General features: G+C 41.1%; 34 protein-coding genes. 15 read left to right on the top strand and 19 right to left on the bottom strand.

Translation table 11 applies throughout. From position 1 onward, the window contains the following. Window positions 1-57: 57 nt before the first annotated feature. A complete protein-coding gene (locus F8S12_RS12370) occupies window positions 58-639 on the top strand; it encodes a Uma2 family endonuclease (protein ID WP_196516576.1) in 582 nt (193 codons plus the stop codon). Window positions 640-689: 50 nt separating this feature from the next. After that, the gene (locus F8S12_RS12365) at window positions 690-1271 is read left to right on the top strand and encodes a Uma2 family endonuclease (protein ID WP_196516575.1); all 582 of its coding nucleotides are present in this window, start codon (window positions 690-692) and stop codon (window positions 1269-1271) included. Between the two features lie 53 nt (window positions 1272-1324). On the opposite strand, the gene F8S12_RS12360 is transcribed toward F8S12_RS12365, so the two are convergent. Continuing rightward, window positions 1325-2431 carry a peptidylprolyl isomerase gene (locus F8S12_RS12360; protein WP_196516574.1) on the bottom strand — a complete coding sequence of 369 codons (1107 nt, stop codon included), beginning with the start codon at window positions 2429-2431 and terminating at the stop codon, window positions 1325-1327. 295 nt (window positions 2432-2726) lie between these two features. Between F8S12_RS12360 and efp the strand changes: the two genes are divergently transcribed. From efp to F8S12_RS12345, 3 genes are all read left to right on the top strand, one after another. After that, complete coding sequence (gene efp / locus F8S12_RS12355; RefSeq protein ID WP_196516573.1) at window positions 2727-3284, top strand: elongation factor P; 558 nt, start codon at window positions 2727-2729, stop codon at window positions 3282-3284. Between the two features lie 90 nt (window positions 3285-3374). Then, on the top strand, window positions 3375-3929 hold the full coding sequence (accB, locus tag F8S12_RS12350) for an acetyl-CoA carboxylase biotin carboxyl carrier protein (protein ID WP_196516572.1): 555 nt from the start codon (window positions 3375-3377) through the stop codon (window positions 3927-3929). 62 nt (window positions 3930-3991) lie between these two features. After that, window positions 3992-4345: an ArsR/SmtB family transcription factor gene (locus F8S12_RS12345; protein ID WP_196516571.1), complete on the top strand. Its 354-nt coding sequence runs from the start codon at window positions 3992-3994 to the stop codon at window positions 4343-4345. Window positions 4346-4419: 74 nt separating this feature from the next. Here F8S12_RS12345 and F8S12_RS12340 read toward each other — a convergent pair whose 3' ends face one another. After that, window positions 4420-5037 carry a GerMN domain-containing protein gene (locus F8S12_RS12340; protein ID WP_196516570.1) on the bottom strand — a complete coding sequence of 206 codons (618 nt, stop codon included), beginning with the start codon at window positions 5035-5037 and terminating at the stop codon, window positions 4420-4422. Between the two features lie 327 nt (window positions 5038-5364). Continuing rightward, window positions 5365-7179 (bottom strand): proline--tRNA ligase, encoded by a 1815-nt coding sequence (locus tag F8S12_RS12335; RefSeq protein ID WP_196516569.1) that lies wholly within the window; start codon window positions 7177-7179, stop codon window positions 5365-5367. A gap of 204 nt (window positions 7180-7383) precedes the next feature. Here F8S12_RS12335 and F8S12_RS12330 point away from each other — a divergent pair, with 204 nt between their 5' ends. From F8S12_RS12330 to F8S12_RS12320, 3 genes are all read left to right on the top strand, one after another. Further along, window positions 7384-7953: a Uma2 family endonuclease gene (locus F8S12_RS12330; protein WP_196516568.1), complete on the top strand. Its 570-nt coding sequence runs from the start codon at window positions 7384-7386 to the stop codon at window positions 7951-7953. Window positions 7954-8091: 138 nt separating this feature from the next. After that, the gene (locus tag F8S12_RS12325; protein WP_196516567.1) at window positions 8092-8355 is read left to right on the top strand and encodes a hypothetical protein; all 264 of its coding nucleotides are present in this window, start codon (window positions 8092-8094) and stop codon (window positions 8353-8355) included. Between the two features lie 262 nt (window positions 8356-8617). After that, complete coding sequence (locus F8S12_RS12320; RefSeq protein ID WP_196516595.1) at window positions 8618-10000, top strand: 1-acyl-sn-glycerol-3-phosphate acyltransferase; 1383 nt, start codon at window positions 8618-8620, stop codon at window positions 9998-10000. An 86-nt stretch (window positions 10001-10086) separates the two neighbouring features. Here F8S12_RS12320 and F8S12_RS12315 read toward each other — a convergent pair whose 3' ends face one another. Continuing rightward, window positions 10087-10875, bottom strand: coding sequence for a Uma2 family endonuclease (locus tag F8S12_RS12315; protein WP_196516566.1), 789 nt, complete (start codon window positions 10873-10875; stop codon window positions 10087-10089). A 291-nt stretch (window positions 10876-11166) separates the two neighbouring features. On the opposite strand from F8S12_RS12315, the gene F8S12_RS12310 reads away from it, so the two are divergent. From F8S12_RS12310 to F8S12_RS12300, 3 genes are all read left to right on the top strand, one after another. After that, on the top strand, window positions 11167-11394 hold the full coding sequence (locus tag F8S12_RS12310; RefSeq protein ID WP_196516565.1) for a type II toxin-antitoxin system Phd/YefM family antitoxin: 228 nt from the start codon (window positions 11167-11169) through the stop codon (window positions 11392-11394). Window positions 11395-11457: 63 nt separating this feature from the next. Then, window positions 11458-11661, top strand: coding sequence for a hypothetical protein (locus tag F8S12_RS12305; protein WP_196516564.1), 204 nt, complete (start codon window positions 11458-11460; stop codon window positions 11659-11661). Further along, entirely contained in the window at window positions 11658-11921 is a 264-nt protein-coding gene (locus tag F8S12_RS12300; protein WP_196516563.1) for a type II toxin-antitoxin system RelE family toxin, read from the top strand. Before F8S12_RS12305 ends, F8S12_RS12300 begins: the two co-directional genes overlap by 4 nt. 45 nt (window positions 11922-11966) lie before the next feature. Here F8S12_RS12300 and F8S12_RS12295 read toward each other — a convergent pair whose 3' ends face one another. From F8S12_RS12295 to cysE, 9 genes are all read right to left on the bottom strand, one after another. Beyond that, on the bottom strand, window positions 11967-12551 hold the full coding sequence (locus F8S12_RS12295) for a Uma2 family endonuclease (protein WP_196516562.1): 585 nt from the start codon (window positions 12549-12551) through the stop codon (window positions 11967-11969). Window positions 12552-12720: 169 nt separating this feature from the next. After that, the gene (locus F8S12_RS12290) at window positions 12721-14112 is read right to left on the bottom strand and encodes a hypothetical protein (protein ID WP_196516561.1); all 1392 of its coding nucleotides are present in this window, start codon (window positions 14110-14112) and stop codon (window positions 12721-12723) included. Window positions 14113-14360: 248 nt separating this feature from the next. Continuing rightward, entirely contained in the window at window positions 14361-14900 is a 540-nt protein-coding gene (locus tag F8S12_RS12285) for a (2Fe-2S) ferredoxin domain-containing protein (protein WP_196516560.1), read from the bottom strand. Window positions 14901-15049: 149 nt separating this feature from the next. Beyond that, a complete protein-coding gene (gene nifT / locus F8S12_RS12280; RefSeq protein WP_196516559.1) occupies window positions 15050-15253 on the bottom strand; it encodes a putative nitrogen fixation protein NifT in 204 nt (67 codons plus the stop codon). After that, window positions 15228-15515 (bottom strand): nitrogen fixation protein NifZ, encoded by a 288-nt coding sequence (locus F8S12_RS12275; RefSeq protein ID WP_094327372.1) that lies wholly within the window; start codon window positions 15513-15515, stop codon window positions 15228-15230. The genes nifT and F8S12_RS12275 overlap by 26 nt, the downstream gene beginning before the upstream one ends. Next, window positions 15502-16635 (bottom strand): homocitrate synthase, encoded by a 1134-nt coding sequence (nifV, locus tag F8S12_RS12270; RefSeq protein ID WP_196516558.1) that lies wholly within the window; start codon window positions 16633-16635, stop codon window positions 15502-15504. Before nifV ends, F8S12_RS12275 begins: the two co-directional genes overlap by 14 nt. A 371-nt stretch (window positions 16636-17006) precedes the next feature. After that, entirely contained in the window at window positions 17007-17204 is a 198-nt protein-coding gene (locus F8S12_RS12265) for a DUF2949 domain-containing protein (RefSeq protein ID WP_196516557.1), read from the bottom strand. Between the two features lie 287 nt (window positions 17205-17491). Further along, window positions 17492-17737 carry an Asr1405/Asl0597 family protein gene (locus F8S12_RS12260; RefSeq protein WP_196516556.1) on the bottom strand — a complete coding sequence of 82 codons (246 nt, stop codon included), beginning with the start codon at window positions 17735-17737 and terminating at the stop codon, window positions 17492-17494. Window positions 17738-17817: 80 nt separating this feature from the next. Then, complete coding sequence (gene cysE, locus F8S12_RS12255; protein ID WP_196516555.1) at window positions 17818-18573, bottom strand: serine O-acetyltransferase; 756 nt, start codon at window positions 18571-18573, stop codon at window positions 17818-17820. 946 nt (window positions 18574-19519) lie between these two features. Here cysE and F8S12_RS12250 point away from each other — a divergent pair. From F8S12_RS12250 to F8S12_RS12240, 3 genes are all read left to right on the top strand, one after another. Beyond that, on the top strand, window positions 19520-20866 hold the full coding sequence (locus tag F8S12_RS12250) for an NAD(P)/FAD-dependent oxidoreductase (RefSeq protein WP_196516554.1): 1347 nt from the start codon (window positions 19520-19522) through the stop codon (window positions 20864-20866). 576 nt (window positions 20867-21442) lie between these two features. Next, window positions 21443-21553: a WD40 repeat domain-containing protein gene (locus tag F8S12_RS12245; protein WP_196516553.1), complete on the top strand. Its 111-nt coding sequence runs from the start codon at window positions 21443-21445 to the stop codon at window positions 21551-21553. Window positions 21554-21803: 250 nt separating this feature from the next. Next, entirely contained in the window at window positions 21804-22079 is a 276-nt protein-coding gene (locus F8S12_RS12240) for a prevent-host-death protein (RefSeq protein WP_196516552.1), read from the top strand. Window positions 22080-22219: 140 nt separating this feature from the next. Here the strand turns inward: F8S12_RS12240 and F8S12_RS12235 are convergent, their stop codons facing one another. Continuing rightward, window positions 22220-22360, bottom strand: coding sequence for a type II toxin-antitoxin system HicA family toxin (locus tag F8S12_RS12235; RefSeq protein WP_196516551.1), 141 nt, complete (start codon window positions 22358-22360; stop codon window positions 22220-22222). 272 nt (window positions 22361-22632) lie between these two features. Between F8S12_RS12235 and F8S12_RS12230 the strand changes: the two genes are divergently transcribed. Then, window positions 22633-24258, top strand: coding sequence for a PQQ-dependent sugar dehydrogenase (locus F8S12_RS12230; protein WP_196516550.1), 1626 nt, complete (start codon window positions 22633-22635; stop codon window positions 24256-24258). 238 nt (window positions 24259-24496) lie between these two features. Here the strand turns inward: F8S12_RS12230 and F8S12_RS12225 are convergent, their stop codons facing one another. The 5 genes from F8S12_RS12225 to F8S12_RS12210 form a co-directional block, all read right to left on the bottom strand. Next, window positions 24497-24721 (bottom strand): type II toxin-antitoxin system HicB family antitoxin, encoded by a 225-nt coding sequence (locus F8S12_RS12225; RefSeq protein WP_196516549.1) that lies wholly within the window; start codon window positions 24719-24721, stop codon window positions 24497-24499. Then, window positions 24718-24942 (bottom strand): type II toxin-antitoxin system HicA family toxin, encoded by a 225-nt coding sequence (locus tag F8S12_RS12220; protein ID WP_196516548.1) that lies wholly within the window; start codon window positions 24940-24942, stop codon window positions 24718-24720. Before F8S12_RS12220 ends, F8S12_RS12225 begins: the two co-directional genes overlap by 4 nt. Before the next feature lie 23 nt (window positions 24943-24965). Beyond that, the gene (locus F8S12_RS12215; protein ID WP_196516547.1) at window positions 24966-25214 is read right to left on the bottom strand and encodes a DUF6887 family protein; all 249 of its coding nucleotides are present in this window, start codon (window positions 25212-25214) and stop codon (window positions 24966-24968) included. Continuing rightward, window positions 25198-25389 (bottom strand): DUF6888 family protein, encoded by a 192-nt coding sequence (locus F8S12_RS42300; protein ID WP_442946799.1) that lies wholly within the window; start codon window positions 25387-25389, stop codon window positions 25198-25200. Before F8S12_RS42300 ends, F8S12_RS12215 begins: the two co-directional genes overlap by 17 nt. Before the next feature lie 88 nt (window positions 25390-25477). Next, window positions 25478-26074 (bottom strand): HEAT repeat domain-containing protein (locus tag F8S12_RS12210; RefSeq protein WP_196516546.1); only part of this gene is annotated, 597 nt, incomplete at its 5' end.

The following is a 26074-nucleotide window of genomic DNA, read 5'->3' as shown; positions in this document are numbered from 1 at the left end:
AAACTGATGATTTATTTTACTGTTTAAGATAAAGGTATCGTTTAGGAGACAGTTGGCATGGTCAGTACACCAGTAACCAGCATCACCTTTGAAGAGTACTTAATCTATGATGATGGCAGTGATTTCCATTATGAACTGGTGGATGGCAAGCTAGAGCTAATGAACCCACCTACTATTCAACATTTTCTGATTGTCGATTTTTTAGATACTACCTTGAAAGCAGAAATCAAACGTCGTAGTTCTCCTTGGCTGTGTTTTCGGGAAAGTGGGGTGAGAACGGGTAGAAATAAATCTAGGTTGACTGATTTGTGTGTAGTAACACTGGAGCAAGCTAGAGAATTGTTGAATGCCTCAGCAGTATTTCAGTCACCGCCGTTATTAATTGTCGAGGTGGTTAGTCCAGAATCGGTGAAAAGGGATTATCGCCATAAGCGATCTGAATATGCGGCTTTAGAGGTTTCTGAATATTGGATTGTAGACTCACTGAAAGGAAAAATTTCGGTGTTACTACTGGAAGATGGATTTTACGAAGAAACAGTTTTTACCGAAACTCAGAAAATTGTATCACGGACTTTTCCCGAATTAGCGATCGCTGTTGATCAGGTATTTACTGCCGGGAATCTAAGTCACGGGAGTTAGAAGTTAGGAGTTAGATTTAAGATAAGGGTATCGTTTAGGAGACAGTTGGCATGGTCAGTACACCAGTAACCAGCATCACCTTTGAAGAGTACTTAATCTCTGATGATGGCAACGGTTTCCACTATGAACTAGTGGATGGCAAGTTAGAACTTATGAACCCACCTACTATCGAACATTTCCTGATTGCTAAATTTATTGAGCAAGAGCTAGATGCAGAAATCAAGCGTTGTAGTTCTCCTTGGCTCTGTTTTCGGGAAAGTGGGGTGAGAACGGGTAGAAATAAATCTAGGTTGACTGATTTGTGTGTAGTTACACTGGAGCAAGCTAGAGAATTGTTGAATGCCTCAGCAGTATTTCAGTCACCGCCATTACTAATTGTGGAGGTGGTCAGTCCAGAATCTGTGAAACGGGATTATCGCCATAAGCGATCTGAATATGCAGCCTTAGAGGTTCCTGAATATTGGATTGTAGACCCACTGAAAGCAAAAATTTCGGTGTTACTACTGGAAGATGGGTTTTACGAAGAAACAGTTTTTACCGCTACTCAGAAAATTGTATCACGGACTTTTCCCGAATTAGCGATCGCTGTTGAGCAGGTATTTACCGCCGGGAATCTGAGTCAGGGGAGTTAGGAGTTAGAAGTTAGTAATTGTTCTCCCCCTGCCTCCCCTGCTCTCTTTGATGATTATGCAGCTTGCGGCTCAATCAGATTTTCTATTCCCTGAACCACAGTTGCCGATTCAATTTTGTCACCCGCCTTTAGTTTATCCAAAACTTCTTTGCCCTCAGTGAGATAGCCAAAAACGGCATAACGACCATCCAATAGGTTGCGTCCGGCGGGGGTGAGTTCCGGTTCAAATAGGAAGAAGAAAAATTGCGATGAACCTCCATTCACTTCACTTTCGGGACGAGCCATTACCACTGCACCAAAAGCAGAGAAAGGCAGAACTGGCATATCAACGTAACGACCAGCTTCTTCTAGAGTAATGCCATAGGTGGGTGCTTTATCGCCCTCCACCAAGACTTCTAAGGGAATCGCGCGATATTTGCCCGTTGTTGGATCAATGAAACCCACGTCTTTTCCAGAGGGATCTCCAGTTTGCAGAAAGTAAGATTCTTCAGAACGGGTAAATTCTAAGCCATTATAAAAACCCCTCTGTACCAAATCGACAAAATTACCAGCAGTGACAGGGGCACTGTAACCGTCCACTACAAGGGTCAAATTGCCTTTGTTAGTTTTAAACTCTACAGTGGCACGACCTTTAAGTTGGGGTAAGTTACTGTACTGAGCAGGTACTTCAAAGGGGAATTTTTTCACCATTGACTCTTCTAGCTGAGTAACGAGATTTAGCAGTTTACCTCTCTCTTGCAGGATGTTTTCTTTATCTTTGCTGTTCGCTAATTCTTGCAGTTTACCCACGCCAGATTTTAACTCGTTAATCCAAACTTCGGCTTGGGGTTGGCGGTCTTCAAGAACGCTTGTTAAGATTTGAGAAGGTTTATCGAGAATGCGGGATGCTTTGCTGATGTCTTTGGAAATAGCACCCCACCGCCGATTTGCCCGGAGTTGGGCAGAAATATCTTCTAAACTGGCTTGTAGTTGCCGCACAGGTTTGTTATCTATCGGGAGTGCATACCGCAACAGCGCTCTGCCGTCAGTAATTGCATTGCCAGCTGGCAGCGCGGCGCTACTGAAGGGAGTCCACCCAACTGTAGTTATGCCTAAAAATATTGTTACCAGCAGTATTGCCATTAGGCTGTTCTTCAGCCAGGATTTTAATAAGTTAAGCATGGGATAACTCAAATGCAGCATTAAATTGTTGACTGGATGTAACCCATCAATAATCTTCCCACAGCATGAGTGCTGAGTCTTGAGTGCTGAGTGAAAAGAAATGCAAGTGCAGGGAGTGGGGAGTAAGAATTTTAGATTTTAGATTTTGGATTTTAGATTTAAATTTAATCCAAAATCGTCAATCCAAAATCCAAAATTGAATTGCCCAATGACTAATGACTAATGACTAAATAGCTAATTACCCCGCTTGAGGGGTACAATAAGTGCCGATTGTCTTTCAAAACTTGAAAGTTTCATGATCTCCAGTAACGATTTTCGATCCGGTGTTTCAATTGTATTAGATGGGTCTGTATGGCGAGTGATCGAATTCCTCCACGTCAAGCCAGGCAAAGGTTCCGCTTTTGTACGAACTAAGTTAAAAAATGTCCAGACTGGGAACGTGATGGAAAAAACGTTCCGAGCAGGGGAATCGCTGCCGCAAGCTACCCTAGAAAAAAGCACGATGCAGCATACCTATAAAGAGGGCGATGATTTCGTCTTTATGGATATGGAAACCTACGAAGAAGGCAGATTGACTCGCGCACAAATTGGCGATCGCGTCAAATACCTTAAGGAAGGTATGGAAGCCGAAGTTATTCGTTGGGGCGAACAGGTGCTAGGAGTAGAATTGCCTAAGTCTGTGGTTCTGGAAATTGTCGAAACAGATCCAGGTTTAAAAGGTGACACTGCTACAGGTGGCTCAAAACCAGCAACTCTGGAAACTGGTGCAGTTGTGATGGTTCCTCTGTTTATTTCCCAAGGAGAACGCATCCGAGTTGATACTCAGGAAGATAAATATATCAGCAGGGAATAACTTTCATCTCTACGGAGATATTTGCTCCCGATTGAAATCCCTGCCACACTTAAAATGCTAATTTACGGATAGGTCGAGGTAATAAAAACTGTGCCATTGGACTTTAATGAAATCCGCCAACTACTGGCAACTATCGCACAAACAGATATTGCAGAAGTCATACTCAAAAGCGATGACTTTGAACTAACAGTCCGTAAGGCTGTGAGCATTAGCAATCAGGTTTTGTCGGTAGGTCAAGCCACCTTAGGCGGTGTGGTAGGTTCGGGCTTGTCGGGTTCATCTGGGGGAAACCAGGTGAGCGCAAGTCAGGTAACGGAGGTGTCCACATCTCGCGTGTTTGAGAATACTGGTACTAGCACACAAGTGCAACTGTCAGTAAATCCTCCCTCAATCATTGATCAGAGATTAGTAGAAGTGCCTTCCCCAATGGTAGGAACGTTTTATCGCGCTCCTGCGCCGGGGGAAGCGGCATTTGTAGAAGTGGGCGATCGCGTCCGCAAGGGTCAAACAGTCTGTATCATTGAGGCGATGAAGCTGATGAATGAAATCGAAGCCGAAGTCTCTGGACAGGTGATGGAAATTCTTCTCCAAAATGGTGATGCCGTAGAATATGGTCAACCTATGATGCGAATTAACCCAGATTAAGTATTAATCTATATATGAAATGAGTCATTGTTAAAACTTTCAGTCCTTGCGGGTTAATCCTGATGAAACAAGCGTTGCCTTTACCACCAGAAGTGGTGCAACAAGTAGCTGAATACTTCAGTCTGTTAAGTGAGCCGATGCGCCTGCGGCTGCTACACTTACTACGGGATGAAGAAAAATGCGTGCAAGAGTTGGTAGAGGCAACACAGACTTCTCAGGCAAATGTGTCAAAACACCTGAAAGTAATGTGGCAAGCAGGTATTCTTAGCCGCCGCAGTGAAGGAACTTGCGCCTATTACCGGGTAGAAGATCAAATGATTTTTGATTTGTGTAATCGGGTTTGCGATCGCCTCGCCACAAGGTTAGAACAGCAAGCCCGTAACTTTCGGGTGTTAAATAGTAATCGGCAAGCTTAACTAAGAGTTATGAGTTATGAGTTATGAGTTATGAGTTAAAACTCCTCACTCCTAACTTCTAACTCCTAACTTTTTTAAAGCGGATAATTTTTCTGAAAGCTTTCACGAGTTAGTGGCTGTTGCAACTCTACACCCTCACCGCCTAAAACATCCAACGGTTTGCCGTTAATGTCAATGTAAACCTTGGCTTTTGGATTTAAAGTTGTCGCAGTGTAAACAACTTGTCCCACCCGACCCATCATTGAAGTGCTACCACCACCACTGGTAAAATCTTCAGATAAATTAACGTGAACTTCATCATTTTCCGTCTTCAGCCCCAATAGTTTGGTTCCTTTGGGAATAGTTGTCGAATCTGTCCCTTCTGTTGGCCCTGCTAACAAACTCTGGAAAGCTGCTTCTAAAGGCTGGTTGGAGCGTACAGAAGCTATTTTAAGAGGCTGGGGAACCAAAGCAACATTTTTGTCATTTTCCTTTGATCTGAGCCAATAAACGTTAGGGGTTTGCTCATTAACTGGCTGCCTAGTTGATGGCTGTGCTGGCTGTTCGATGCGCGCAGAGGGGTTTGATGGTGTAGGAGAATTGCTGGACTGTGAGGTAAACCAAGCCACACCGCCACCCACTGCTAAAACCACTACTGAGACGGCTGCAATTACGCCTGAAGAAATACGATTAGATCCTTGTTGGTCTTTCATGTTCAAAACCTTCCTGACTGAGGGCTGAGATGGTGGTTATGTGAGGAGCAGCCTGATTAAGGACGATAGTTATAACTGAAGAGTTTCCCCCAACCGGGAGGAGACTTTATGCCTCAAAATGCGATTATTTTTAATTTTGCAAATCTCTAACTCCATTTTAGAATTTTTACTTTTTATCCGTCACCTGCCAAATTATATAAATCTCATTCTTTCTGGAGATGTTGAAGATGAAATTTACAACGCAGAGGAACGCTGAGGAAAACGCAAAGGAACGCAAAGTATTTATTACAAAAGCCCCTCCGCGAACCTCTGCGCTTCCCTTTGCGTTTAATTTTTACCCTCTATTGCTTCCGTAATCCACTTATGAAGTGTAGTTGTAACTTCCTCAATGACAATTTCTTGAGAGTTACGGGTTGCTCTTTCTACAACTTCGACTTTGCCATTAGCGATCGCACGTCCGGTTACAATTCTATAAGGTATGCCAATCAAGTCAGCGTCTTTAAATTTCACTCCCGCCCTTTCATCGCGGTCATCGAGTAGAGTTTCGATTCCCGCTTGATTAAGTTCTGTGTAAAGTTTTTGGGCGATTTCAATTTGTTGAGCATCTTTAATGTTAGGAATTGTGACGATCGCGTGATAAGGTGCGATCGCAACTGGCCAAATAATCCCATCTTTATCGTAAGATTGCTCTACGGCAGCTTGTGCTAATCGTGATACACCTACACCAAAACAACCCATAAATAGCGGCTTTTCTTCACCCTGTTCATTGGTATAAGTTGCTCCCATCGCTTGGGAATATTTAGTGCCTAATTGGAAGATGTGACCTGCTTCGATTCCACGGGCGCTTGCAAGAATTTGTTCTGGGTTGTGGATGGCGCGATCGCCTGGTCTGGACTTCCGCACATCTACTACACTGCTTGGTAACTTAAGTTGCTCATTCCAATTAGCACCAACTACGTGATAACCAGCTTCATTGGCACCTGTAACAAAGTTTTTTAAATCAACGACTGTTTGATCCACCAAGCGTAAAAATTTGGGATGGATCTGTTTATTGGCGGCAATATAATCATCTGCAATATCTGGGGCAATGTAGCCTAAAGGTAGAGATTTCGCTGTCCATGCTTGTTGGGCTTCTACATTTGGTACATTCAAACTAATAATAGTTTTAGCACCATATTCAGGAGCTAGTTTAGTCAGTTCATTTTGCAACTTGACTTCATTAACTTCTTGATCGCCTCGAATGCTCACCAGAACCAACACCGTTATACCGTTATCATAAACTGTCTGATAAAGGACATTTTTCACTAATTGAGTGGGAGAACAGTTGAGGAGTTGACAAACCTTTTCAATGGTTTCTGTTCCAGGTGTATCGCGTTTCTCATAAGTTGTAAACCGTGAGCTTTCGGTGTCAATTGGTAAAGAAACAGCCTTTTCTACGTTGGCGGCGTATTTACCATCCTCAGTGTAGAGAACTTCATCTTCACCAGCTTCCGCCAAAATCATAAATTCTGTGGAACCAGAACCGCCAATTGCACCAGAATCAGCTTCCACTGCTCGAAAAGCTAAACCAGAACGCCGCAGAATATTGCTGTAGGCTTTATACATATCCTGGTAAGTTTCTATGAGGCTGGCTTCATCGGCATGGAAAGAGTAGCCGTCCTTCATGATAAACTCTCGTCCACGCATCAAACCAAAGCGGGGACGAATTTCATCGCGAAATTTGGTTTGAATTTGGTAGAGATGTAGTGGTAGCTGACGATAAGAGCGAATCATATCACGAGCGATCGCAGTAATAACTTCCTCATGAGTTGGCCCTAATCCTAATTGTTGCTCACGGCGGTCAATCAGGGAAAACATGATCCCCTCAGCTTTCGTATAAGTGTCCCAACGTCCCGATTCCTTCCATAAATCAGCAGGTTGTAATTGCGGCAAAAGACATTCTTGTGCGCCTGTAGCATTCATTTCTTCCCGGACAATTTGGGAAACTTTTTGCAGTACCCGCCACATCAACGGGAGATAAGCATAAATACCGCTACCGATGCGACGAATGTAGCCTGCACGGAGTAATAATTTATGGCTGGGAATCTCAGCATCAGCCGGATCATCCCGCAGTGTAACGAATAACATTTGTGACAGTCGCATCGTTTATTCCCTTTCCAGAATCTCTAATTTGTTTATAAACCACCGGACGATTAGAAATCGCGGACACACAAACTCTCGTTCGCCTGGCCGGACTAAGAAGTTATCCTAGTTTTGGAACCTGCATTGTGAGCGCGATCAGCATCTTACAGCCGTTAAGATATGGCATAATATAATCCTTGCAACTATTTAATCTAGGTCTAGGTTATGAGTCATTTGACATTAAAACTAGACACTGTTCACCTAAGTGACGAACAATTTTATCACTTATGTCAAAACAACCGCGAATTTAAATTTGAACGCACTGCCAAGGGAGAATTAATCATCATGTCCCCCGTTGGAGGAGAAAGCGGCAATCGAGAAGCAGATTTAATTATTGATTTGGGAATTTGGAATCGGCAAACTGCCCTCGGTTTTACCTTCAGTTCTTCTACTATATTTAAGTTACCCAATGGTGCTGACCGTTCGCCAGATGCAGCTTGGATTCAACGAGAACGATGGCAAGCACTTACACTTGAACAAAGACGCAAATTTCCCCCCATTGCACCCGATTTTGTCATTGAATTAAGGTCAGCAACAGATGATTTGGAAATGTTGCGTTCCAAAATGCAAGAGTATATGGATGCAGGCGTGCAATTAGCATGGCTGATTAATCCCCAACAGCAGCAAGTGGAAATTTATCGCCAAAAACAAGATGTGGAAGTGCGAAATCTGCCCACACAATTATCGGGTGAAAATATATTGTTAGGATTTAGCTTGAGTCTATCTTGTTATTAATATTTGCGGCGTTGTTGAATGAAAGTATGAATTTATCTCACGCACTGGCTCCTCTGCAAGTGGCTTCCCGCAGGGGTAGGAATAAGGGTTTCAGAGAGTTATTGCGTAAGTCCTAACTAAGTTGATAAGCACAACTTGATGGCGCATACTTTGTTTTGCCTGGAAATCACGGGAGATACCGCTCCCGTCATGAGAGATACCGCTCCCATAAGTTCGGGAACCGCTCCCGTCATGACAGATACTGCTCCCATAAGTTCGGGAACCGCTCCCGTCATGACAGATACCGCTCCCATAAGTTCGGGAACCGCTCCCGTCATGACAGATACCGCTCCCATAAGTTCGGGAGCTGCTCCCGTCATGACAGATACCGCTACAGTTGCAATATTAATAACTACAGCTTAAGTAAGTAGGCAGTGATTGCGAAGGTCGTGTTCGCGGAGCGTCTCCAAGAGTTGCAATCTCGAAGTCTTGCGATTGCTTATCTTCTCTAATAAAGGCTGTGCAAACGAGACGCTGCACGTAGTTTGCTTATTTGCAGGAGTACGCGACCCTCGCAATGACAAATGTATATTTAATGTTGACTAACTACTTACAGCCGTTAAGATATCTTAAAAGAAATAACACCGGGCGATTAGAAATCGCGGCACCTTTAGGAGAAACTACTTTGGCAGATGTAATTTATCAAGCACAAGCACCCTTAGAATTTATTCCTCCGGCCTTTAACCCGTTATTTCTACGAGTTGTCCATCTGTTGCTACCCAGTTGGATAAACTGGCAAACAGCTATTACCCAAATTGAAGCAGACAACGTAGAGAATTTGGTGGATCTTTATCAACAGTTTCAAGATGGTAAAGTCCGCTTTATGTTGGCATTTCGTCATCCTAAAACAGATGATCCATTTTGTTTGACCTACTTGCTGTCTCAACTCGTGCCGAAGGTAGCGCGATCGCAAGGTACAATACTACAACTTCCGATTCACGCTCATTTCATCTACGATCGCGGCATTCCTCTATGGGCCGGTTCCTATGTAGGTTGGATTGCTTCTCGTTTAGGTGGTACTCCGATTCAGCGCGGTAAAGCTGACTGGACGGGGTTACGTTCGGCGCGTGACTTGTTTGCCAATGGGAAATTCCCGATGGCGGCTGCGCCAGAAGGTGCTACCAATGGTTTATCAGAAAATATTAGCCCCCTAGAACCTGGTATCGCCCAATTAGGCTTTTGGTGTGCTGAAGATTTGCAAAAAGCTGGACGTGATCAACAGGTTCTAATTGTACCAGTTGGGATTAAATATAGTTACGTTGATGCTCCTTGGGATGCGATCGCCAATCTTTTAAGTGAATTGGAAGCGGCTAGTGGTTTACCTGTGAATCCACCAGAACTTGCTTCCGTAGAGTTGCTTTATCCTCGGTTGTTGGCTTTGGCAGAACATTTACTTTCGTTGATGGAAGAATTTTACACCCGGTTTTATCATCAAAAGCTGGCAGATCCCAAGATTGTCGCTGGGCAAATTCCAGATAGAAATGAAGCGTCAGCAGTTCGTTTGCAAGCTTTGTTAAATGCGGCACTGTTAATATCAGAACAGTATTTTGATTTGCAGTCAAAAGGTAATTTAACTGACCGATGTCGGCGGGTAGAACAAGCCGGCTGGAATTATATATTTAGAGAAGAATTTAAGGATGTAAAAGGAGTATCTGCTGTAGAAAGAGCTTTAGGCGATCGCGTTGCCGAAGAAGCGAATGCGCGGATGTGGCACATGCGTTTAGTAGAAAGTTTTGTGGCTGTTTCTGGGAATTATATTCGTGAAAATCCAACAGCAGAGAGGTTTGCTGAGACAACTTTAATTTTAGGGAAAATGATCTCTAAAATCAAAGGTAATAAAGCTGTACAGCGTCCGCAATTGGGTAAGCAAAAAGTCAAAATTACTGTGGGTAAACCCATATCTATTTCTGAGCGTTACTCGGCGTATCAAGGAAATCGTTTGGCTGCTAGACAAGCTGTTGCTGATGTGACAAATGATTTGCAACACGCATTGGAAGAATTGATTTAAAAATGAAGATTAAACGTAAAGACACAATTAATATTCATTGCGTCTTTACTTAGTTTATGCAACTTAAATATTTTCTTTAAAAGAAACTACTCAGGTAATTCGCCAAAGCGATCGCGGTAACGCTGTAACAACTGTTCTACTAATTTGCGTTGCTGTTGTTCCTGTTCTGCACGAATACTTTCTTGTTCTGCACGAATACTTTCTTGTTCTGCGCGAATACTTGCTTCTTCAGCACGAATACTTGCTTCTTCTGCAAGTTCTTCTGGAGTGGGAAATCTATTACCTTGTTCATCAAACCAGTATAGCCACTCGCGCTGCCATCCTTCATGGATACCTTGACTTCTACCAATTCCCAAACCTATTTCAGGCATCCAGGCGGGTTCACCAAGGTGACGCACATATTCACCTTTTTCTAGTCGATAAACTTCAAAAGGTTGATGCTTGTCGCGCTGATAATAATCAGGGTTATAAGTTACATAATACAACACGCCCAACTTGGCATAATCGGTCTTTTTCTTGTCGTATTCTCCCCCATAAGTTTGTGAAACAACTTCCAACACCAATGTAGGAGAAACGTTATTTTCTTCTAACAAAACATAGCTTAACCGTCCCTTGGGATCATTCTTACGGCGTGGTACTCCTATGCTTAAGAAGCCATCAGGAATTATAGGAGTTCGCCGAATTTGACCTGTACGATCATAAATGCCCATATTAACACCAAAAAACCAGTCCCATCGGTCTTGCCAAATTAAGGCTAAGATTGCTTTTAATAAGTTGGGAATCAGGTTTTGTAGTTCATTATCCACAGGCGTATCATCGGAACAAGGTAACTCTTCTGAGGAAGGAAGATACTCAGGTGTGTTGTAGTCTAGCATGACGATTTATAGTGAAAATCTATGAATAAACGTCCGCTGACTTCACCTTAAGAGAATATCAGTATCAGCGGTAAATAGCAATAATACCCTATTCATTATATAAGACCTTATAGCGCGTGTACACGCTATAATAAAATTGAGCGATGGTCTTTTAAAAATAATTTATAGATCAATAGACCTTGGTGCGTCATGCTGTAAACACATTTTAAGGCGGTTATCTTCAGCAACAAATCCCAGTTTTATAAGACAGTGAAATTCAGTCTTGAAATAGTTAATTAAATAGTGAAAGTCATGCAACAGATTACTATCGACACAGCATCACAACACTTACACGAATTAATCGAAGCAGCAATCAATGGCGAAGAAATTATCATCACCAAAGATGAGCAGCCAGTGGTTAAGCTAACTCCGGTGATTCCAGAGAAAAAACGCTCTCTTTTATTTGGTAGTGCCAAAGGTTTGATTACAATAACAGATGACTTTGATAAGCCATTAGGAGAGTTTCAGGATTATATGTAATGGAGATAATATAATCACTCAATCGGAAATTAATTAAAAGTTTTGCAGTTGCAGAGGTTAATTATGGAAACTACAACTAAAAGACAAGAGTTGTTAAAAGCAATCAATCAAAGACTAGAACAAGCTTATGAAGACACTTTAGAAGATGTTCTAGAACTGTTAGACATTAGGAAAGTAGAGGATAAAGAGGATATTAAAGCCTTTGAAGAAGCTGAAAATGAACCTACTATTACTTGGGAACAGTACAAACAAGAATTAGAATCGTGACTTATCAAATAGAAATTTCTAATAGGGCTGTAAAACAATTAAAAAAATTATCTGCTGATATTCGAGATAGAGTTAACGAGAAAATTTTAGAACTGGCTGACAATCCCCGTCCTAGCGGCGTTGTCAAGCTAGAAAATACCGACAATAAATATCGTATTCGTATTGGCAATTATCGGATTTTATACGAGATTCAAGATGATGTGCTGATAGTTAAAGTTGTTAGGGTAGGACATCGAAGAGATGTTTATCGAGATGAGTAGATTGTCAAGTTAATACTAATTTTTTAATCTGCTTTTGCAGCGATTTTAAAATAACATCCCAGAAAATATCTTAGATAAATCGAGTGACAATTCAGGGAAACATGGCAGATGAACTGATTCATTTGGCAGATAAATCAGTTTGCGGCGATAACCAAATTTACCTTGCAAAGCTTGATAAGGTTCGCTATAGCATTCTAGATAATAATCTACTAAATTATATATCCAATAATCAGAAATACCTGCTTCTGCATAAATAGGTAGCTTTTCTTCTTGGTCATATTTTAAGGATGAATCAGCAATCTCAATTAAGAGTAAAATATCAGATGGATTGGGATGATTCCCTAGATAGTCATCATCTCTATTTTTTGCAATTACTCTATCTGGTTCAGGCTCACTGTTGTTAGATAAAGTAATTGGTTGTTGTCCTCGCAGGATTGCGCGATCGCCTACTAACTTATATAATTCTCTCTCTAGGCGTGTTTCACAAACAGAGTGCGGTGTACCTTTAGCAGCCATCTGGACTATTTCACCCTTAATTAGCTCTACTCGCTCATCCTCCTCGAAAAAGCCGAGTTCAGCTAGCCGATGATATTCAGCTATAGTAAAGCGTTTAGCAGTGGTAAGGCTCATAACAATTACGAGAATGCAGAGTTATTTGCATCTTAACCTTAGAACTGAATCTGGCGTTGCTGAAATTAAGTATGATTTACTACCCATCCAATTTATAACCCTGTTTGTAGACGCAAAGCGGCTTAATACAAGTAATAATTATACTTAGAATCAGCAATGTCCTGAATCCTTACACCAATTTTTTTTGAGCTTGGATATCACGGGCAAACCAAAATATAATTGCTCCTAAGGCTGGTAAAAGCGTTACACCGACAGTTGTACTTGGAATACACAATAGGATGCTAGTAATCACGAATCTTTTTGAATGTATGTTTAAAGCTGCAACTCCCAGCAGTACAGAGGAATACCAAGAGCAATACCAAGGAGCAGCAAATAGAAATAATATTAAGGTAATCCATCCTATGTTTATACTAAGATTAGTTTCAGAATATTTTTTTTTCCAATATGGTTTTATCAGAATAATCAAATAAGAAAGTACAAATATAGAAAACATTAGAGATTTAAATATTGAGAAGAGATTCTGTTGGAAACTTAGAGAAAAGTTGAGAATTTTAAAACTTATTAATTTCTTAACTAAAGCATGTAATGAAGCACTTACTTTTCCTTCAACCCCAGGATTTAAAAGGCTTTTCCAAGCATCTACTGTAGGCAAAGCTATAAGATAAGCTGCAAAAATTATAGCTACAGAGATACAAATAGCACTGAATAAAATTTTCCAACGTTTTTGCTTAATTAAGTAAACAAAAACTAAAGGCAGCCAAATAATTGGTAATGTTTTAATTAGAAAACCAATCCAAGCTGTAACGATCGCAGCTATATAATTACGATTTTTGAGGCATATTACTAAAATAATTAAAGCTGTAGAAATAAAGACATCAATATGTGCATTTATAACCTGCTCATATAGCAGAAATGGGTTAACTAAATATGCAATTGTTACATTAACTTTATGAGGAGAGTTTTTTAAATGCCGCCATATTAAGTAAGCATTTAATATATGGAATAAAAGACATATTAATTTAAATACATAAATTCCTAAGCTAGGAGTAATTGCAACGAAAATAGCGGAAAACGTAAAAAATAGTTGAGATACAGGCCCATAAGTTGAAGTCTGTTTCCAGACAAGAAATGCAGACAACTTTGAAGTAAATGTGCCTGCACCATTAATAAAAGGGTTAATTCCATTTAAATTCATCAAACCATAATGCACATATAAATTAACATCGGTACTTATTGGATAACTTATCAAGGCAATTAACAAAAAAAATGAACTATTTTTTAGTATTTTTATAAAAGTTATATCTGTTTGTTGATTTTTATTTATTATTAACCACAGAATATATATAATATTTAAACACAAGTATTCTATAACTGTTCTTAGTTTGTCAAAATTGTTAGAAAAATCACGTAAATATTTACCTGTGGAATTAGCTAAAGAATCAAGATTAAAAGAATAAGCTCTAATTGCTAATTCTCCACATAATACTAATGACAAAACTATGGCAAGACCTAACAATATTTGGTTTATTTGGTTTTTTCTCATATAAGGAAAATTATTCATATTTACCCTAAGATAGGTTGGCAGAAAAATATTGTGTTTTGCGTCTACGCTCTATTACTGATGCTGAATACTCCTTGTTAACGAGGGACGAAAGACCTATTTTCTCACATTTGGTTTTTTTTTGCAAACCTACTTAGAACTAGCCTATGCCGTCATTGGCAGACAATAGCAACAACAAATAGGGGTAAAAATTTTACCCCTACAAAGTCGTGTATTATTTTAAGAATAGCTAGAAAAGGTTAGTACTATTAACTTAAGTGACTTTCTAGCAAAGATGCGATCGCATCGGTAGAAATATTCTTGTATTTCTTGTTACCAATTTCTAAAACCCAGTTGGGGGCGCTGCTACAGCATTTTTGGCAGCTAGTATATTCAATGATAACTTTGTCTAACAAATTGCGATCGCTCAAAGTTTTTTCTAATTCTGATAATAACTCTTTACCACCACGCTTGAGGCAACCAGACTTTTGACATACCATAATCCTCGCTTTGGGTTGAGGTGGTAAATCTTGATTTGGACACCCATCCATTGGTGTCACCCGATAGGCTTTGATTTTAATTTTACTTGTGTGCGAGTCTAACTTACTATGAGCAAAAACCCGAATTTGCTGACCAGGAACTAAGGATAAACTTAGAGAACGGCGCAACTCTTTAGGCAGTTTAATTTCTACATTTCCAGATGGAACTGCCAATTGCAAGTATTTATATTTTCCTGGTTCACCACCAACAAAACCTAATAACTGTCCCTCAAGATTCAATTCTGATAACGTCAAATACTTGTCACCCATGATTGATAAAAATTTGGGAGTGGGGAGTGGGGAGTAGGGAATTAAAAGTTAGGAGTGGGGAATAGAGAATTAAAAATTAGGAATTAAGAGTTAAGAATCATAACTCATAACTCATAACTCCCTACTCCCTACTCCCCACTCCCCATTTTTTAAGCGAGGCGTTTAGCTTCTACAGTTTTGGGTAAATTGGCTGCATCTGGCAATTCACTAAATTCCAATTCCCAACCATTTGCTAGGGTGAGAATCTTGCCATCATTTCCATCGGTTTGTTTGACGACTTCTTCTTCAAGGTCTTTCTTAGCAACGTAAACTACTAAGGTGCCGGCGTCATTCATGCGTAGCATTACTTTCATGAGATTCCTCAACAGATTCTAGTTCTTTTTTCATACAGCCGACGACGAACCCTGTTTCTAAGAAATGCACAGCATAGATATAGGAAGTCTGCAAATATGTGCCTATACTCGCTATGTAGCCGATATCTCCCTTGTTTACTAAAACTTGGCCGACTTCCTTACCGGGAAAAGTACCATCGTTTTTTAGCAGTTTACGAACTCTTACTTTTTCACCAATTTCAAAAGCAGGTGGTAGGTTTAGTTCTAATTCATCGCGTTGCATGAGAATACCTCTGTTCTCTGACCAAATTCAATAGTTCTTCTGTCGTCAAACTGCGTTTTTTCTGTACCGATTGATGGCGCACTGCGTCTAAAACAGACTGGGTTTCTTGGGAGTTCAAGAAAATGCCATGCTGCTCTAGCAAGTTTGAAACCAAATGCCGTCCAGAATGTTTACCTAATACTAAGCGCCGTTCCCAACCCACTTCTTCGGGAGCAAATGGTTCGTAGGTGATGGGGTTTTGCAATACTCCGTGAGCATGGATGCCAGATTCGTGAGCAAAAGTATTTTCGCCAACGATCGCCTTCCAGGGTGGTACACTAGCACCGGATGCGGCAGCAACGAGTTGAGACAGTTCCAGCAAACTGGGAGTGTCAATGCCCAAATCGATGCCGTAAATGCGTTTGATAGCCATGACAACTTCTTCTAATGCTGCATTTCCTGCTCTTTCACCTAATCCGTTGACTGTGGTATTCACGGATGAGGCTCCGGCTTTGATACCTGCAAGTGCGTTGGCAGTTGCCATACCAAAATCATTATGCGTGTGGATTTCTAGGGGAATCATCAAAGCTGAAACCAGCCGTTGGACTTTGGTGTAGGTGGTGAAAGGGTCAAGAACTCCTACGGTGTCGCAGAAGCGAAAGCGGGATGCACCCCATTCTTGGGCATAAAGCGCTACATCTAAGAGGAAGTTTTCATCAGCCCTGGAAGAATCTTCTCCGCCGACTGCTACCCAAAGACCTTGATCGAGAGCGAAGCTGATAGAGTCTTTGAGTTTTTGTAAACTTACTCGCCATTGACCGTGAAATTTAGTGGCAATTTGGATACCAGAGACGGGAATGGCAATATGCACTCGATTCAGACCGCAAGCGATAGAAGCCTTAATATCTGAAATGACAGCGCGGTTCCAGCCCAAGAGTTTTGCTTGTAAACCCAAGTCAGAAATTGCGGCGATCGCTCGTGTTTCTTCCTCACCCATTGCCGGTATACCTACTTCTAATTCCGGTATACCAATGGCATCGAGAAACTTAGCGATCGCTACTTTTTCTTCTAGGTTAAAAGCAACACCTGCTGCTTGTTCGCCATCACGTAATGTCGTGTCATTAATTATGATTTGATTCATTGCAAATATCCCTCTGTTGGAAGTATTCTTAATATCCTTTCTCTCTACAATCCCTAGTAATGGTAAATGCTAAAAATATCACAATTCATAATGTAGGATATATGATCCTTAATTATTGTCCAATTAGTAGCATCACATCTGTATGGCAGGGAACTAAAACCATGTATAATTTACTAATCGTTTTTACCGATGTCAGTTGAAATTTGTTCGAGTAGCAATGAACTAATATAGCTATTAGCAAATCCGGAACAAAGCAAAACACAGAATCCAGCAATTAAGGATGTAATCATCTTAGTGACCTCATATTTTCTAGAGCATTGGTGTGTAATTTAGGCAGGTAATGATATTCAAAGTTAAAGGATACAAATTAGTTAACTTTGTTCTGCTAGCCAATCAAAAATCTTTCCTAGCTGTTCTAAGTCAACTAAACCATACTGCCAGAGAAGCATCGGTAGTGGGCCATTTTCTAATTCCCGGTGTCGCAGAGCTACAGCAATATCAGCATTTGAAAGTTCAAGTTCATTGTGCAAAAAGTTGAGGAGTTTTATATTTCTGTTACGAGTCGGCATAGTTGAACTTTAAATTTATTAATTTGGAAAAGAGTTAAAAATTAGAAATTCCAATTTAATTTGGTAATTCCGCCTTTTTAATTGTCGTTATATGTCAGGGAAATTTCAGATTTAGCAGACTAGATAAAATCTAAAACTCGACTAATCTTTCTCAGTTTGCAACAAAATCTGCTAGCTGACAGTAACTTCAACTTCTAAACTCATTCGAGGTTTGTGCATCTATGAACAAAAGGGGGAGTGGGGAGTAGGGAGTGGGGAGTAGGGTATGAAAAACTTTTCATTTTTACTCAGGATTCATCCCTGTAATGCCAGCAACGCTCTAGCCACTCTAATAATTCGTGACGAGAAGCAAGAAATTGCATAACCGTACTGCGAATTAGAATTGCTTCTAGCAAATTGTTCACTTCCACTCGTAAAGAACCATCGGGGGGACAGGAACTCTTAATTTTTAACTCTTGCAAACGGTGATAGATTCGCCAGCGATCGCTCAAAGGAATCTGCAATACTTGATCGCCTAAAGTATGATTTGTCATTTGTCCGTTGTCCTTTGTCATTTGTACGTTGTCTTTTCTCATTTGTCCGTTGTCATTTGCAAATGACTAATGACCAATGACTAATGACTCTTGACTTCTAAAGTTTGCAGTTGTTTTTCGAGTTGCTCGATCCGCGAGAGCAAAGAACGAATCACGGTTGCTTCCACATCGGGTAGCTTTCCATGTTCTAAGGGAGAAAGGCTGGCGCTTTTATTCCGAGAAATAATTCGGCCGGGAACTCCCACCACAGTGCGATCGCTGGGAACATCCCGCAAGACAACCGAACCTGCACCAATACGGACGCGATCGCCAATTTGCAGATTACCTAAAACTTTCGCACCCGCCCCAATCACAGCATTTTTACCCACTGTGGGATGACGCTTACCAGTTTCTTTACCAGTTCCGCCAAGGGTGACGCCCTGATAAATCAGTGTATAGTCGCCGACGATCGCAGTTTCGCCAATCACAACACCCATTCCGTGGTCAATAAACACGCCTTGACCAATCTCTGCACCTGGGTGAATTTCAATTCCGGTCAAAAATCGCCCCAAATGAGAAATTAAGCGGGGGATAAAACTCACTCCTCGACAATGTAACCAGTGAGCCAGACGATGCAAACATAGCGCGTGCAATCCTGGATAGCAAAACACCACCTCTAGCCAATTCCGGGCTGCGGGATCGCGCTCAAAAATAATGCGAAAATCACTCAATAATGGCTCAAAAAAAACGCCAGAGAGTAAATTTTTCAGCATAGATGTATGGGCAGAATTCTGCGTTTTGGTAGTCTGGCGTAGCCCGTCGTAGACATCGCTAATATTGTCTAAAGACTGTTGCATCGGTAATGTCTATCTGGTAGAAAGAGTTATCTGCTATTTTTATGCTTATATCAGGCGACTTCCAACTAGATAGGAAAACTAATGTTGATTGGATTTATTGGATTGATTAATGTTGTACTCAAACGCCGAAACCCCTACTCAAGATAAACTTAAAATTTGTCTTGGGGTAGGGGCGCTAGTCTTTAACAATAGGGGTGTTAGTATTTTTTGGGCAGGGTTAAAGAATTTCTGTACTCGCTACAAGAAACTTTACCTGTAAGCCTTGGCAAACATTTCATCAAGATATTTTGCAATATATTAAGCTGTACTCAGATGCACTCAAACATGAGTTAAATGAAACTACAAATCGTTTTTTGTATACGCTACTACTATTAGTATCTTATTATTTGGTTGGACGAATAACAGATTTCTTTATTTTCTTTTAGGATTTGCTGTCTGTATGTATGCATACGTTTCAAAATATAGTTATCGCTCATAGTGAATATCTTATTGTTGAAGGAAAGCAGTTCAATGAGTGCAAATAGACCTGCTTGCCGAATTCATAATTACTAAACTTTTCTCTCTTGATAATGACCCATCACTAATCAATACGGTTCGGATAAGATCCCCCCGCCTGTGGCGACCCCCTTAAAAAGGGGGTAAAGGAGGAAAAAAGCCCCCCTTTTTAAGGGGGGTTGGGGGGATCTCCGAGAGCCAAACATATTAACCGAACCGTATTGCATCACTAATATCAATTTGAAAAATGATTGCTACAGATGGACAGAGAAACCCAGATACAGTAAGCGGTTTCCAATCCAAAATCTAAAATCTAAAATTCAAAATGGTATAACTTTGAATACTTTTATTATTTTTTCAATTGTTCTAAATAAGCAGCAACCTCTATCATAATGCTGTTACATCTTTGTTAAGAATAGTTACAGCTTATTAACACAAGGAAATATTTCGTATGGTAGTTGCACTTAATAATAATGCACCACATCAGGTTGTAATCGTTGGTGGTGGTTTTGGTGGACTGTATGCAACAAAGGCTCTGAATGCAGCGAATGTAAATGTTACTCTCATTGATAAACGTAACTTTCACCTATTTCAGCCGCTTTTATATCAAGTTGCTACAGGTGCGTTAGCACCTTCTGATATTTCTGCACCATTGCGATCTGTATTTAGCAAAAGCAAGAATACAAAGGTGTTGTTGGGAGAAGTAAATGATATTGATCCAAAAGCGCAACAAGTTACTTTGGGTGATGAAGTAGTACCTTATGATACATTAATTATCGCCACAGGTGCTAACCATTCCTATTTTGGTAAGGATGACTGGAAAGAAGTTGCTCCTGGCTTGAAAACTGTGGAAGATGCGATAGAAATGCGTCGCCGGATATTTGGCGCATTTGAAGCAGCAGAAAAAGAAACTGATCCAGAAATTCGCCGTGCTTGGTTGAGTTTTGTGATTGTGGGGGGTGGCCCGACGGGTGTAGAATTAGCAGGTGCGATCGCTGAGTTGGCATACAAAACTCTCAAAGAAGATTTCCGCAGCATCGACACTTCAGAAACGAAAATTTTACTATTACAAGGGGGCCCTCGCATCCTCCCACACATGGCGCCAGAGTTATCGGCATCAGCAGCAGTATCTTTGCAAAAGTTGGGTGTGGAACTCCACACTCACACTAGGGTGACAAATATTGAAGGTGATATCGTTACTTTCAAGCAAGACAATGAATTTACAGAAATTGCCTCAAAAACTATATTGTGGGCAGCAGGTGTCCAAGGTTCCCCAATGGGGAAAGTCTTAGCAGAAAGTACAGGTGTAGAGTGCGATTACTCTGGGCGTGTAATTGTAGAACCTGACTTGTCTATCGAGGGTTATGCCAACATTTTCGTAATTGGAGATTTAGCTAACTTCTCCCACCAAGATAGTAAAGTCTTACCTGGTGTTGCACCTGTCGCTAAACAACAAGGAGAGTATGTAGGTAAACTAATTAAACAACGGCTTAAAGGTCAGACTTTGCCACAATTTAATTACAACGATGTGGGTAGTTTGGCGATGATTGGGCAAAATTTAGCTGTTGTAGATTTAGGCTTAATCAAACTCACAGGCTTCATTGCTTGGGCATTTTGGCTACTAGTTCACATCTACTTCTTAATCGAGTTTGACACTAAATTACTAGTAGTATTTCAGTGGGCGTGGAATTATATTACTCGTAATCGTCGCTCTAGATTGATTACAGGTCGAGAAGCTTTTGTAGAACCAAAAACTGTTAACAATACGGTGCAACAGGCTTCTGTGACACCTCTGTAACTTCAAATCACAAGGGGCTATTGAGTGATGAGTGCAGTGTGGTGGCAAATCTTGGGCGAAGATTAGCTGTTCCAGGAAAAGAATATGGGGATGATATCAAGTTCGGCAAATCACTTACGATATGTCATTGCGAATGCAACGAAGTGGAATGAAGCAATCGCAAAGTTTTGGGATTGCCACGCGACCCTCGCAATGACATAAGTCTTAAGTCGAACATGATATGAAATACCGCCCTAAGCAATTTTGGCAATTTGGCATCTCATAACTTCGAGTTGCAGTTTCAATGGAGATATCAACACAACGGGACAGTAAAGAAGTGTACGGGGGATAAGGTAAAACTTTCCGCTTCTGGTGTCCCAGCTATGCCAGTTGTCAAATGAGTGCTGTAGAATAGCTCTACATAATTGATACAGCGCTCAACAGAGTTCAGTTCCTGCTCTGCAACTGGCTAGAAATCAACAAAACCAAATATAGCCCAGATGGCTAAACCCTTGTCAGTGGTAGTCTTGACAGTTTCTACCAGAAGTAGGTCGTGCTTAAGCGATAATAAATACATTTGCTTATAGATGCACAGTTATGATCTGCGGGCATTCTGACTCGGTTTATTCCGTCGCCATTAGCCCAGATGGCAAAACCCTTGTTGGTAGTAGTTGGGACAACACCATCAAAATTTGGCGGCTACCTTAGTGTTAGCGGTAGCGGGGCGTTTAGCCCGTGCTGAGTTAGCTGTTTTGAGTATTTAGCTGAAAACACAAAAAATAAGTAAAATTTACCAACAACACAGCCTGATTAATCCTGATTATGCTCTGTCTCGACTCTTTGAGCGATGGAGAAGTACTAGCAAGCGATCGCAGATTAATCAAGATTATCTGGATCTATGCCAAGCGATATCTAAAGTTACGTTAAGTTATAATCAGCAGTCCAACATTTAAAACAAATGAACTGGAAACTTGACGAAGCACAACAAAAACTGCCAGAGGTGATTGATGCTATTGCATCAGAACCTCAATTAATCTTCAAGCAGGACAAATTAGTTGCGGCGATCGTAGAACCTAAACTTTTTCAAGCCTTCCTTGCTTGGCATCAGCAACAAAAAGTCTCTTCCTTCGCAGATGCTTTTGTAGAACTACGTCAAATCTGTGCTGAAGAAAATTATATTTTAGAGACACCTGCACGATGTAGCGATCGCCCTATTCCATTTGCTGAAGAATAGTATGAGCTTTCTCTGCGATACTAACATTATCAGTGAATTATAGCAGTCCTAAATCATTTGTGAAAATTCTATATCTCTTTCTTCTTTCTTCCCTTTGTGTCCTTGGCGTTCTTGGCGGTTCGTTTCCTTATTTATATTTTTCACGACTCATTTAGGATTGCTATAGTAACTCTCCCAGGTATGAGAAGATGATACCAATTAGTGTGGCTATCTTTACCAGGACGGTAGGTAAAGCCTGCTTGCAGCAATAAGCTTTTGAGTTCTCTGATTTTCTTGGGCATATACTCAGCTTACATTTACCCTTCCCACTGCTGTAACTTCCCCTGAGTAAATTCCCGGACTTTCTAAGTCAAATTATTTTCTGTGCGTAGGCGCAGCCCGTCGTAGACATCGCGCAACCGTGGTTAGGAAAAATAGTAGTAGATAAACTTCCCTAGCGGAGTATTGTCAAAAACTAGTATCTTTGGTTAACTTTATTTTGACTCTCGAAAAAATCGACCAGCCGAGAGTTATATGTAACATACATCACTACAACACTAAAAGGAAGTTCAAAATGGTTATGTTTGCTGTAAATCCAAAACAGATGCTCGGACGCATATTATCCGCATCGCTAGTTAGCTTAACAGCCTCATTTACTAGTCTGATATCTTTACAGGTTCTTCCCACCGCAGCATTCGGTCAAGCACCGCCGGCATCTGTTGAAACTAAGGTGAAAGTGCCTACTACAATGGACACTGCGCCCTTCAATATTAGCCGTTACTTGAAAGTGCCGCCCAACTTCTCCATCTCTGTTTATGCTCGAATTCCCAAAGCTCGCTTTCTAGCAGTAGCTCCCAATGGCGATCTTTTAGTGTCGCAGCCCACTACAGGTAAAGTGTTAATTGTCCGGTCAAATGGCAGCAAAGACCCAATTATTTCTGACTTCGTAACAGGTCTGCGCAAACCACACGACATTGTATTTCACACCATTGGCAGCACCACATACGTTTATATCTCCGAGACTCATCAAATTAACCGCTTCATCTACAAATCTGGAGATTTAACCGCGAAAAATCGCCAAGTTGTCATAGCTGGCTTACCAGACAGCAGCACCTCAGAACTGAAAGGCGCTTATGGTCACGAACTGAAAAATATTGCACTTGATAACAACCACAAACTATATGTGTCCATCGCCTCTACCTGCAACGCCTGCTTAAAAGATACTGTTAGTAATCCAAAGCGCGGCGCGATTTACCAATACAACGCTGATGGCAGCAATCCGCGGCTTTTTGCCCAAGGCTTACGCAATGCAGAAGGACTGGCATTCTTGCCTGACACAAATGACTTCTGGGTAGCCGTCAATAATCGAGACAACATCGCCTACCCCTTCAACGATAGTACTGGCAACTACGGTAAGATTATCCCGTCCTACGTAGACGACCACCCCCCAGAGGAGTTTACGCAAGTTAGAGATGGTGGCAACTACGGTTGGCCATTCTGTAACCCCAATCCTGATACGCCAAATGGCCTGAACAATATGCCATTTGACCGCGATTATCAGTTCAATGCTAATGGAAATGTTAATTGCAATGCGATGGACAGGATTGACAAGGGTATCCAAGCGCATTCGGCGCCGTTGGGATTAACCTTCTTACAAAATACGAACTTTCCCAGCTTGTATTCAAATGGGGTAGTAGTGGGGCTGCACGGTTCATGGAATCGACGGAAAAAAACGGGCTACAAAGTAGCTTACTTCCCTTGGAAAAGTGCGACAAAGCTCCCAGGAAACCAGATAGATTTAGTTAGTGGGTGGGTAGTTACAGCAACGCAAGAAGTCTGGGGGCGACCCGTGGATATGGCAGTGGATAAGCAGGGGAATATGTTAATCTCCGATGACTACAGTGGTACTATCTACAAGCTCTCTTACACACCGCCACTTGCACAAGTTCAAGTCTACAAAGACTCTAACTTTGCTGGAGTTTCCCAGTCTTTTCCTACGAGTCCAGGAGTATATAAAGCCAACCAAGGTAATTTAAGTGTCGTTGGTAATGACGCTATTAGTTCATTACGCGTGCCACCAGATACAGTAATACGTGTATGCACAAATGAAACTGGTGGTGTATGCCGTGAGTATAGTGCTGGTAATTATGGATCTATCGGAGACTTAGATAACACAATATCGTTTATAGAGGTCAAATAGCACCAAATTTTCTTTGCAAATTTGGGATGCTCCTCTGCTCCAGCTAAACCAACCACTCAGTTTATAAGCCTCGCAATGACATATCGTAAGTGATTCAGCGGACATGACATAACACAGTATTTTCTGGCGTTGCTGATTAATGGGATGAATTTTGTTTCGCGCAAAGACGCAAAGAATCTATCTTTAGTTTTGAACAAAAATCTCAATTCATCCCGCAAATATGCAACGCCTATTTTCTTTATGCAACTTTCAAAGACTTTCCTAGCGTTTTAGGCTCTGGTAAAGGTTCACCGTCAGCCAAAGATGATTCAATCAGCATTTCTAAGACTTCTTGAGCATTTTTCAGAGCATCTTCGTAAGTCTCTCCGTGAGTGCAAGGCTGCATTATATGTGTAAACTCAGGAAGGAAAACCACATAACATTGGTCTTCTTCTGACCATTGAATCACGATTGTATATTTCATTCTTCTGTCTCCTCGTCTTCTTTCATTTTATTTAATTCTTCAAGTGCTTCATTAACTTGCTTTTCTAAATAAGGTTTGGCATCACTACCATCTTTACCAGCAATAATGATAGCTTTAGGCAATTGCGGATGCATCCATTTACTATGGCTACCCTTTGCAGGTTTATAAGTAAACCCTGCTTGCAACAACAAGCGTTTAAGCTCTCTAATTTTCTTGGGCATAACCTCAGCTTACATTTTTATTCTTAACTTTGAGAATCTTGCTTGCTTTGATTTGCTTGCTCAATGCGTTGCTTAATTGCTTCTTCTGCAATGCGAATATTTTCTTCTATTGGCGTACCGTCTTCAGTCACCATTGGCCCGTACCAAGTTGCTTCTGAGTCAGGAGGATTACGGCGACTAAATAAAACACGAATAGCCTCATCATCATCTCGGTGTGCAAGTATATAAGCCGTTAGTTCTTTGTTGGTCAGTGTTTCAAAGTTCGGTTTCATTTAAAAACCTCCAGTTTCCATTATGGGGTATGATAATTTGAAGATTTTCACCTGCCAAAATATATATGTCTCTAGTTTGGATATTAAAACGAAACAGGTGAATATCTTTGTAGGTATTAGATAACATTTGGCAGACTCGCACACAGGCTTGTGCTTGTTCATTGGTTGGGTTTATTGTCTGTTCCTCAATTGTGACATAGATAATAGTAAGCTTTTTTTGCTTTGAGTTCTCTGATTTTCCTGGGTATATACTCAGCTTACATTTACCCTTCCAACTGCTTTAACTTCTTCTGTGCAAATTCCCGCACTTGCTCATCTGGGTCATTCTTGGCTCTGTCGCGCAACAGTGGTAAAGTCTGGTCATGCTGAGGAAATTGCTTGATAATTATCTCTAGTGCAATGCGCCGAGGATTAGTTTCATCCTCTTCTTTGCGCTCAAAGGAATCATTAACAGCGCAGTTGTGGTATGTGTCAAACAACTCAGGCTGATATTTAAAGTATTTAGCTAATTCTTGGACTGCTGCACCTCGCACATCGTTGTCATCATCCTGGGTAGCGCGTTCTATGAGGATGGATTTGGTTTCGGGGTCATCTTTGAAGTGATTCGCTAATTCTTGGACTGCTGCACCTCGCACAGAGTAGTTATCATCCTTGGTAGCGCGTTCTTTGAGGAAGGATTTGGTTTCGGGGTCATCTTTGAAGTGATTCGCTAATTCTTGGACTGCTGCACCTCGCACATAGTTGTCATCATCCTTGGTAGCGCGTTCTTTGAGGAAGGATTTGGTTTCGGGGTCATCTTTGAAGTGATTCGCTAATTCTTGGACTGCTGCACCTCGCACATAGTTGTCATCATCCTTGGT

Source organism: Nostoc sp. WHI, assembly GCF_015714725.1.
In the GTDB taxonomy this organism is placed as follows: Bacteria; Cyanobacteriota; Cyanobacteriia; order Cyanobacteriales; family Nostocaceae; genus Nostoc.
Note: the sequence above shows the minus strand (reverse complement) of the source record. Positions and strands in the feature narration are given on the sequence as shown.

What these genes read in the sequence shown, in the direction of transcription:
- F8S12_RS12370 (WP_196516576.1), top strand. Translation starts at nt 58, where the DNA reads ATGGTCAGTACACCAGTAACCAGCATCACCTTTGAAGAGTACTTAATC.
- F8S12_RS12365 (WP_196516575.1), top strand. Translation starts at nt 690, where the DNA reads ATGGTCAGTACACCAGTAACCAGCATCACCTTTGAAGAGTACTTAATC.
- F8S12_RS12360 (WP_196516574.1), bottom strand. Translation starts at nt 2,431, where the DNA reads ATGCTTAACTTATTAAAATCCTGGCTGAAGAACAGCCTAATGGCAATA.
- efp (WP_196516573.1), top strand. Translation starts at nt 2,727, where the DNA reads ATGATCTCCAGTAACGATTTTCGATCCGGTGTTTCAATTGTATTAGAT.
- F8S12_RS12345 (WP_196516571.1), top strand. Translation starts at nt 3,992, where the DNA reads ATGAAACAAGCGTTGCCTTTACCACCAGAAGTGGTGCAACAAGTAGCT.
- F8S12_RS12340 (WP_196516570.1), bottom strand. Translation starts at nt 5,037, where the DNA reads ATGAAAGACCAACAAGGATCTAATCGTATTTCTTCAGGCGTAATTGCA.
- F8S12_RS12335 (WP_196516569.1), bottom strand. Translation starts at nt 7,179, where the DNA reads ATGCGACTGTCACAAATGTTATTCGTTACACTGCGGGATGATCCGGCT.
- F8S12_RS12330 (WP_196516568.1), top strand. Translation starts at nt 7,384, where the DNA reads ATGAGTCATTTGACATTAAAACTAGACACTGTTCACCTAAGTGACGAA.
- F8S12_RS12325 (WP_196516567.1), top strand. Translation starts at nt 8,092, where the DNA reads ATGGCGCATACTTTGTTTTGCCTGGAAATCACGGGAGATACCGCTCCC.
- F8S12_RS12315 (WP_196516566.1), bottom strand. Translation starts at nt 10,875, where the DNA reads ATGCTAGACTACAACACACCTGAGTATCTTCCTTCCTCAGAAGAGTTA.
- F8S12_RS12310 (WP_196516565.1), top strand. Translation starts at nt 11,167, where the DNA reads ATGCAACAGATTACTATCGACACAGCATCACAACACTTACACGAATTA.
- F8S12_RS12305 (WP_196516564.1), top strand. Translation starts at nt 11,458, where the DNA reads ATGGAAACTACAACTAAAAGACAAGAGTTGTTAAAAGCAATCAATCAA.
- F8S12_RS12295 (WP_196516562.1), bottom strand. Translation starts at nt 12,551, where the DNA reads ATGAGCCTTACCACTGCTAAACGCTTTACTATAGCTGAATATCATCGG.
- F8S12_RS12290 (WP_196516561.1), bottom strand. Translation starts at nt 14,112, where the DNA reads ATGAATAATTTTCCTTATATGAGAAAAAACCAAATAAACCAAATATTG.
- F8S12_RS12285 (WP_196516560.1), bottom strand. Translation starts at nt 14,900, where the DNA reads ATGGGTGACAAGTATTTGACGTTATCAGAATTGAATCTTGAGGGACAG.
- nifT (WP_196516559.1), bottom strand. Translation starts at nt 15,253, where the DNA reads ATGAAAGTAATGCTACGCATGAATGACGCCGGCACCTTAGTAGTTTAC.
- F8S12_RS12275 (WP_094327372.1), bottom strand. Translation starts at nt 15,515, where the DNA reads ATGCAACGCGATGAATTAGAACTAAACCTACCACCTGCTTTTGAAATT.
- nifV (WP_196516558.1), bottom strand. Translation starts at nt 16,635, where the DNA reads ATGAATCAAATCATAATTAATGACACGACATTACGTGATGGCGAACAA.
- F8S12_RS12265 (WP_196516557.1), bottom strand. Translation starts at nt 17,204, where the DNA reads ATGCCGACTCGTAACAGAAATATAAAACTCCTCAACTTTTTGCACAAT.
- F8S12_RS12260 (WP_196516556.1), bottom strand. Translation starts at nt 17,737, where the DNA reads ATGACAAATCATACTTTAGGCGATCAAGTATTGCAGATTCCTTTGAGC.
- cysE (WP_196516555.1), bottom strand. Translation starts at nt 18,573, where the DNA reads ATGCAACAGTCTTTAGACAATATTAGCGATGTCTACGACGGGCTACGC.
- F8S12_RS12250 (WP_196516554.1), top strand. Translation starts at nt 19,520, where the DNA reads ATGGTAGTTGCACTTAATAATAATGCACCACATCAGGTTGTAATCGTT.
- F8S12_RS12245 (WP_196516553.1), top strand. Translation starts at nt 21,443, where the DNA reads ATGATCTGCGGGCATTCTGACTCGGTTTATTCCGTCGCCATTAGCCCA.
- F8S12_RS12240 (WP_196516552.1), top strand. Translation starts at nt 21,804, where the DNA reads ATGAACTGGAAACTTGACGAAGCACAACAAAAACTGCCAGAGGTGATT.
- F8S12_RS12235 (WP_196516551.1), bottom strand. Translation starts at nt 22,360, where the DNA reads ATGCCCAAGAAAATCAGAGAACTCAAAAGCTTATTGCTGCAAGCAGGC.
- F8S12_RS12230 (WP_196516550.1), top strand. Translation starts at nt 22,633, where the DNA reads ATGGTTATGTTTGCTGTAAATCCAAAACAGATGCTCGGACGCATATTA.
- F8S12_RS12225 (WP_196516549.1), bottom strand. Translation starts at nt 24,721, where the DNA reads ATGAAATATACAATCGTGATTCAATGGTCAGAAGAAGACCAATGTTAT.
- F8S12_RS12220 (WP_196516548.1), bottom strand. Translation starts at nt 24,942, where the DNA reads ATGCCCAAGAAAATTAGAGAGCTTAAACGCTTGTTGTTGCAAGCAGGG.
- F8S12_RS12215 (WP_196516547.1), bottom strand. Translation starts at nt 25,214, where the DNA reads ATGAAACCGAACTTTGAAACACTGACCAACAAAGAACTAACGGCTTAT.